This window comes from Erwinia sp. MYb416, from assembly GCF_037479575.1.
GTDB classification, from domain to species: domain Bacteria; phylum Pseudomonadota; class Gammaproteobacteria; order Enterobacterales; family Enterobacteriaceae; genus Erwinia; species Erwinia rhapontici.
On record NZ_JBBGYT010000304.1, the window covers coordinates 1 to 1,793 of the forward strand.

Genomic DNA, 1,793 nt, shown 5'->3' on the forward strand with positions numbered 1-1,793 from the left:
ATTCTTCAGACGTGTGCATACCTACCCCTTAAGAGTGTTTATCTGTTCTTGAATATAAAATTATTGGGTCAGTGTTTTAATTTGATCGAGTGGCACCAGCACCAGTAACGTACGATATTTCTCTCTGGGCACTTCCTGATAAAGCTGACGTACCCCCACTTTCCCCATCACATCGCCACTTACGCCTACGGCCAGCAATGACTGCCACTGCGATGCCCAGATGGCACTGGAGTTCCAGATACCTGAAGTTTCAATACGTCCCTGAGGGGTTTCGGCGGTCTCATGATAATAAGAGACCACGCTGTTATCGGCCAGCGCCGCAATTTTCCACCCGCTGCCGGTCATGGTTCCTACGGGTTCACCTCGCTCATCAATAAAATGGTCGACGTGCGAATTCGCGTCACCCACCGTCGGCCCACTGTTGGTTTTTGCATTAAAATGAATATTTGCCATTTCCACGACGGAAATAACCGTAGCATTCGCGTAGCCTTTATTTACTGCCAGAGAATGCTCAACTTCGGTTACCGAAGAACCCTGTTCAATTTCAGCGCGAACCCAGTTTGCGAGCGCAATCAGCTCTGACAATACATTATTATTGCCCTGAATAATTTCCATGTTTTTGACCCTTTAATTAAAAATGAGGTTATGCCACCACGATATCGGACTGTTTAAACCAGGCTTCTCCTTTCTCTCTTTCCACATCACTTCCGGCGTCAGCGAACAGGGTCACCACCTGCTGACCGCGGTCAAGCGTCTGCGCCAGTTTCCACGCGGTCTTCCAGTTGGCGGCGGAGGATGCGCCAATTTTCACGCCGGTCAACTGCCAGAATTCATACATAGCCGTCAGTGCTTCGCGATAGGTCACTTCATTAAACGGCAGATTTTTTGGCATCAGCTGGGTAATAAACGGCTGGCGGAAGCCAAACCCCAGGCCGCCTGCCCCGGCAAACTTTGCCTCACCGTTAGGGGCATTCAGCGTGCCATAAGGTAACTCTGCAGGCGTGGATCCCCAGGCAATAATCTGGGGATTATCGCGGCTCAGTGCTGCATATACGCCGGATAAGGTGCCACCGGTTCCCACTGCCGATACCCAGCCATCGGCACGTGTGCCGTTCAACTGATGGAGGATCTCAGCCCCGGTCTGATGCTGATGCACGGCGGTATTCACCAGATTGAGGTGCTGTGAGAGTAGCGTCCAGCTGGGATCATCGCGGGCAATTTGCTGGCTACGGGCAATCACGCCGAGTAAAAACTGACTGCGGTCCACCAGCGTCACCTGCGCATTATCGCCCTTCAGCGTCGCCACCAGCTGCTCGGGTGAGGAGTCGGGGATCACTACCTGCACGGCAATGCCACACATGTTGCCCAGTTTTGCCAGCGCCTTCGCCATATTGCCGCCGGACGAATCCAGCAGTTTCAGTTCGCCACGCGCAAAGTCATGTTGATTGATGGCATCACAAAACAGCCCGAAGGCGGTCCGGTCTTTTACCGAACCAAAAGGGTTGTTGAATTCATATTTCGCCAGAATCGTCGCGTGCCCCTGAGGGCCTGGCACCGGGATCAGCGGCGTTTTGCCGAGCGAGGCATAAAACTTTTTCAATGCCGGGAACAGCGTAAAAGCCTTTTCTGTGTCTGGCGCAGCGCGTTGAGGATTAAACAGCTCAAAGTTCATCACATCTTCCTTATCTGACCATCAGTTGAGTTGAGCCGCTGCGCATGACGGCAACAGCTGGTGTAAAAAGGCATCCAGATTGTCCTGGAAGTAAAAGTGCCCGCCCGGCCAGCGCTTAAGC

2 protein-coding genes are annotated in these 1,793 nt (G+C 52.6%); both read right to left on the reverse strand.

Translation table 11 applies throughout. The features are described from left to right. Positions 1-60 precede the first annotated feature (60 nt). Positions 61-615, reverse strand: a complete 555-nt coding sequence (locus WH277_RS02750; protein ID WP_339457263.1) for an allene oxide cyclase barrel-like domain-containing protein — start codon at positions 613-615, stop codon at positions 61-63. 28 nt (positions 616-643) lie between these two features. Next, on the reverse strand, positions 644-1,672 hold the full coding sequence (locus WH277_RS02755) for a pyridoxal-phosphate dependent enzyme (protein ID WP_339457261.1): 1,029 nt from the start codon (positions 1,670-1,672) through the stop codon (positions 644-646). Positions 1,673-1,793 lie beyond the last annotated feature (121 nt).